2 protein-coding genes are annotated in these 6388 nt (G+C 60.3%); one reads left to right on the top strand and one right to left on the bottom strand.

The window, feature by feature from the left end:
• On the bottom strand, nucleotides 1-358 hold a 358-nt coding region (locus VA602_RS14580; RefSeq protein WP_323453564.1), incomplete at its 3' end, for a TolC family protein.
• Between the two features lie 338 nt (nucleotides 359-696).
• Here VA602_RS14580 and VA602_RS14585 point away from each other — a divergent pair.
• Nucleotides 697-6388: retention module-containing protein (locus VA602_RS14585; RefSeq protein ID WP_323453565.1), on the top strand; the 5692-nt coding region annotated here is incomplete at its 3' end.

A 6388-nucleotide genomic window follows, 5' to 3' on the forward strand; every position in this document is an offset into this window, starting at 1 on the left:
AGGCACGAGCGTTGACCGTGGCTTGCTGACGGCCCACTTCGCTGGAGGTGGCAAAACCGTCAAAAACCATTTGGCGGAGACGGATACTTGACTCACCCCGGTTCAAAGTCTCCCAGCGATGCGACGTACTCGGCGAATCGCTGCCCTCGCGGCCGTAGCCGGCGGTCATGTCGACGCGCGGCAGGTAACCACCCTGCGCGGCGCGCAGTTGATAGTCCGCGGCGGTGCGGGCGTTGACCCCGGCCTGGATTTCCGGGTGCACGTCCAAGGCCTGTTGCATGGCTTGCGGCAGGGTTTGTGCTTGGGCAATGGAGGCTGCAAGGGCGAGAGGAAGAACGGTGAAAAGTGACGCACGCATTTTTACTGATTCCCAAGTGGCGCTGTTGTCCCAAATCACGGCCGAAGCGGGTCTGGCCCCTGAGAATGGCGGCCTAGACTCAACGATTGGCGAGCTTGCGAGACTGTACGTAATTAATACGAAAGGAAGAGGTTTTTACTCAAATATCAATGTGACATTAGTTTGCCGATTGTTTAGGATGGCGAGACGAAGGTCAATACTTTGGCATAAACTTAATAGCCGAAAATTATTGACAGAAATTTGACGAATAAAAGCGTCAAATCATTTTTGTAACATTCCAGCGGAAGCAGGTTCGCACGCCGGCCGGAAGCCAATTGAGACACATCCCGGAGAGTTCCATGAGCACTGTCGTTGCCATCGTCAAAAGCATTGTTGGCCAAGTCATCGCAGTATCCCCGGAAGGCATCAAGCGCGTGCTGATCGAAGGCGATCGCCTGTTCGCAGGCGAGGAAGTCCTTACCGGCCCGGGCGGCGCCGTGACCCTGGAATTGGCCGACGGTCGCATGCTCGACCTGGGCCGCGACACTCAATGGAGCGCCGATGCGCCCGACAGCAGCACCGACCTGGCCCAGGCCACCGCGCAGGCCGCGCCCTCGGTCGAAGAGCTGCAACAGGCCATTGCCTCCGGTGTCGACCCGACCACCGAGCTGGAAGCGCCTGCTGCCGGCCCTGCTGCCGCAGGCGGCGGTTCGGTCGGTGGTGGTCACAGCTTCGTGCTGCTGGAAGAAACCGCAGGCGTGGTCGACCCGAGCATCGGGTTCCCCACCGGCCCCCTGGGCTTCGCTGCAGGCCTGGCAAACGAAGAAGTCGGTGGGCTGGATAGCAACAATGACACCACCACCAACAACAATCCCATTCCAACCGGCCTGAGCCTGAGCGCCACCCCTTCGATCAGCGAAGCGGGTGGCGTCATCGTCTATACCGCCACCGTCGGCCAGGCGCCGCAGAGCAACCTGACCGTCACCCTGTCCAACGGCGCGGTGATCGTGATCCCGGCTGGCCAGACCAGCGGCTCGGTCAACGTCAACATTCCGGCCAACGACACGCCTTACATCGATGGCGGCCAGATCTCCACCACCATTACCGGCACCACCGGCGGCAACGGCTTGGTCATTACCCCGAACCCGACCCCGGCGGTGACCCAGATCACCGACACCATCGACACCACCACCGCCACCTTGACCGCGACGCCAAGCGTCACCGAAGGCGGCGTGATCACCTACACCGTGACCCTGACCAACCCGGCACAGACGCCGGTCACCGTCACCCTGTCCAACGGCCAGACAATCACCGTCGAGTCTGGCAAGTCCAGCGGCTCGGTCGACTTCCAGACCCCGCCCAACGACGTCTACAACAACGGCAGCACGGTCAGCACCACCATCACCGGCGCCACCGGTGGCAACTTCGAGAACCTGGTGCCGAACCCGGCCCCGGCGCAGACCGTGATCAACGACTCGGTCGACACCACCACCGCCACCCTGACGGCTTCGCCAAGCGTCACCGAAGGCGGCGTGATCACCTATACCGTGACCTTGACCAACCCGGCACAGACGCCAGTCACCGTCACCCTGTCCAACGGCCAGACCGTCACCGTCGAAGCCGGCAAGACCAGTGGCTCGGTCGACTTCCAGACCCCGGCCAACGATGTCTTCGTCAATGGCAGCACGGTCAGCACCACCATTACCGGCACCAGCGGCGGTAACTTCGAGAATCTGGTGCCGAACCCGACCCCGGCTCAGACCGTGGTCAGCGACAGCATCGACACTGTGACTGTCAGCATTGCCAGCAACGGTAACGTGACAGAAGCCCAGCAGCCGACCTTCACCGTTTCCGTCAGCCAGAAGCTCGACCACGACCTGACCGTGACCCTGAGCAATGGCGACAAGGTCACCATCGCTGCTGGCCAGACCCAGGCCACCTACAGCCTGCCGGCCCAGGGTGACGACGTATTCAAGGACGCAGGCTCCGTGACCTTGGGCGTGACCGACGCCAGCGTTCCGGGCAAGACTTTCGAGGATCTGAAGCTTGGCGGTGCGGCCACCGTCCAGATCAGCGATACCGAGAGCGAAGTCGTCGCGACTCTGACTGCCGACAAGACCACCGTGTCCGAAGGCGGCCAGATCACCTACACCGTCACCCTGACCAATGGTCAGGGCCTGGATGTTACGGGCCATGGCGGCCTGACCTTCACCCTTTCGGATGGCACCAAAGTCACCATCCCGGCGGGCAGTGCTACCGGTACGGTCACTATCACTGCTCCAGACGACGTTTATGTTGGCGGCCAGCCGTCGATCGTGAACAAGCTGGAAGGTGTTACTGGTGCGGATAACTTCGAGAAACTGACGCTGGGTGACGGCACCGTCACCACGACGGTGACTGACGAGCCGGGTACCGGTACTCCGGGCACCGGCAACGAAGGCGACAAAGTCTCTGTAACCATCGTCAGCAATGGCAACGTCACCGAAGACCAGCAGCCGTCGTTCACTGTCAAAGTGAACCAGCCGCTGGATCGTCCGCTGACTGTCACCTTGAGCAACGGCGACAAGGTCACCATCGCGGCGGGCCAGACCCAGGTCGAGTACAAGGCGCCAGCGCAGGGCGATGACGTCTTCAAGGATTCTGGTTCGCTCACCGTTGGTATCAGCGACGCCAGTGTTCCAGGTAAGACCTTCGAGAACCTGGAGCTCGGCGGCTCGGCCACTGTTCAAATCGCTGACACCGAAAGTGAAGTCATCGCGACCCTGACTGCCGACAAGACTACTGTCAGCGAAGGCGGCGAGATCACTTACACCGTGACCCTGACCAACGCCCAAGGCCTGGACGTCAAAGGTCATGGCGGCCTGGTATTTACCCTTTCGGACGGCACAAAAGTCACCGTTCCCGCGGGCAGCGCCACCGGCACCATCACCATTCACGCTCCTGACGACGTGTACGTTGGCGGCCAGCCTTCGATCGTCAACAAACTCGAAGGCGTGACTGGCGCCGATAACTTCGAGAAATTGACCCTCGGTGACGATACTGTCTCCACTACCGTGACCGACGAGCCAGGCACTGGCACTCCGGGCACTGGCAACGAAGGCGACAAAGTCTCCGTCACCATCGTCAGCAATGGCAACGTCACCGAAGACCAGCAGCCAAGCTTCACTGTCAAAGTGAACCAGCCGCTGGATCGTCCGCTGACTGTCACCCTGAGCAATGGCGACAAAGTCACCATCGCTGCGGGTCAAACCCAAGTTGAGTACAAGGCCCCAGCTCAAGGCGATGACGTCTTCAAAGACTCGGGCTCCCTGACCGTTGGTATTTCCGACGCTTCCGTACCAGGCAAGACTTTCGAGAACCTGGAGCTCGGTGGTTCGGCAACAGTGCAGATCGCTGACACCGAAAGTGAGGTTGTCGCAACCCTGACTGCCGACAAGACCACTGTGTCCGAAGGCGGCGAGATCACCTATACCGTCACGCTGACCAACGCTCAGGGCTTGGACGTCAAAGGCCACAATGGGTTGGTCTTTACGCTTAGCGACGGCACCAAAGTTACCGTTCCAGCAGGCAGCGCCACTGGCACCATCACCATTCACGCTCCTGACGACGTTTACGTCGGCGGCCAGCCAGCGATCGTCAACAAGCTGGAAGGCGTGACTGGCGCCGATAACTTCGAGAAGCTGACCCTCGGTGACGGTACCGTCACCACTACCGTGACCGACGAGCCGGGTACTGGCACTCCAGGCACCGGCAACGAAGGCGACAAGGTTTCCGTCACCATCGTCAGCAACGGCAATGTCACTGAAGATCAGCAGCCGTCGTTCACTGTCAAAGTGAACCAGCCGCTAGATCGTCCGCTGACTGTCACCTTGAGCAACGGCGACAAGGTCACCATCGCCGCGGGCCAGACTCAGGTCGAGTACAAGGCGCCAGCCCAGGGCGATGACGTCTTCAAGGATTCTGGCTCCCTCACCATTGGCGTGGTCGATGCCAGTGTTCCGGGCAAAACCTTCGAAAACCTTGAGCTGGGAAGCTCCGCCACTGTTCAGATTGCTGACACCGAAAGCGAAGTGATCGCGACCCTCACCGCCGACAAAACCACCGTCTCCGAAGGCGGTGAGATCACTTACACCGTTACTCTGACCAATGCCCAAGGCCTTGACGTCAAAGGCCACGGTGGCCTGACCTTCACTCTGTCGGATGGCACGAAAGTGACTGTTCCGGCGGGCAGCGCCACCGGCACCATCACCATCCATGCCCCGGACGACGTTTACGTTGGCGGCCAGCCAGCGATCGTGAACAAGCTGGAAGGTGTTACCGGCGCCGATAACTTTGAGAAGCTGACCCTCGGCGACGGCACCGTCACCACTACTGTGACTGATGAGCCAGGCACTGGTACTCCAGGTACCGGCAACGAAGGCGACAAGATTTCCGTCACCATCGTCAGCAATGGCAATGTCACTGAAGACCAGCAGCCGTCGTTCACTGTCAAAGTGAACCAGCCGTTGGATCGTCCGCTCACCGTCACTCTGAGCAATGGCGACAAGGTCACCATCGCTGCGGGCCAGACCCAGGTTGAGTACAAGGCGCCAGCCCAGGGCGATGACGTCTTCAAAGACTCGGGCTCGCTCACTGTGGGGATCAGCGACGCCAGTGTTCCAGGTAAGACCTTCGAGAATCTGGAGCTCGGCGGCTCGGCTACCGTTCAGATCGCCGACACCGAAAGCGAAGTGATCGCGACCCTGACGGCCGATAAAACCACGGTGTCTGAAGGCGGCGAGATCACTTACACCGTCACCCTGACTAACGCTCAAGGTCTGTCGGTTACCGGCCATAACGGCCTGGTGTTCACGCTTAGCGACGGCACCAAAGTGACCGTTCCGGCAGGCAGCGCCACCGGCACTATCACCATCCACGCACCGGACGACGTGTACGTAGGCGGCCAGCCGAACATCGTCAACAAGATCGAGTCCGTTACCGGTGGCGACAACTTCGAGAAGCTGACCCTCGGCGACAACACCGTCACTACCACCGTGACAGACGAGCCAGGCACTGGTACTCCAGGCACCGGCAACGAAGGCGACAAGGTTTCCGTCACCATCGTCAGCAATGGCAACGTCACTGAAGACCAGCAGCCGTCGTTCACTGTAAAAGTGAACCAGCCGTTGGATCGTCCGCTGACTGTTACCCTGAGCAATGGCGACAAGGTCACCATCGCTGCGGGCCAGACTCAGGTCGAGTACAAGGCTCCAGCCCAGGGCGATGACGTCTTCAAGGATTCCGGTTCGCTCACAGTTGGTATCAGCGACGCCAGTGTTCCAGGCAAAACCTTCGAGAACCTGGAGCTCGGCGGCTCGGCTACCGTTCAGATCGCCGACACCGAAAGCGAAGTGATCGCGACTCTGACCGCTGACAAGACCACCGTGTCCGAAGGCGGTGAGATCACTTACACCGTCACGCTGACCAACGCCCAGGGCCTGGACGTCAAAGGTCATGGCGGTCTGACCTTCACTCTGTCGGATGGCACGAAAGTGACTGTTCCGGCGGGCAGCGCCACCGGCACCATCACCATCCATGCGCCTGATGACGTCTACGTTGGCGGTCAGCCAGCGATCGTGAACAAGCTGGAAGGTGTTACCGGCGCGGATAACTTCGAGAAGTTGACCCTCGGTGACAACACCGTCACCACCACCGTGACTGACGAGCCAGGCACTGGCACTCCAGGTACTGGCAACGAGGGTGACAAGGTTTCCGTCACCATCGTCAGCAACGGCAATGTCACCGAAGATCAGCAGCCGTCGTTCACCGTCAAAGTGAACCAGCCGCTGGACCGTCCGCTGACCGTCACCCTGAGTAATGGTGACAAGGTCACCATCGCTGCGGGCCAGACCCAAGTTGAGTACAAAGCCCCAGCTCAAGGCGATGACGTCTTCAAAGACTCGGGCTCGCTCACCGTTGGGATCAGCGACGCCAGTGTTCCAGGTAAGACCTTCGAGAATCTGGAGCTCGGCAGCTCGGCCACTGTTCAGATCGCTGATACCGAAAGCGAGG

It is taken from the genome of Pseudomonas machongensis (assembly GCF_034961125.1).
Lineage (GTDB): Bacteria > Pseudomonadota > Gammaproteobacteria > Pseudomonadales > Pseudomonadaceae > Aquipseudomonas > Aquipseudomonas machongensis.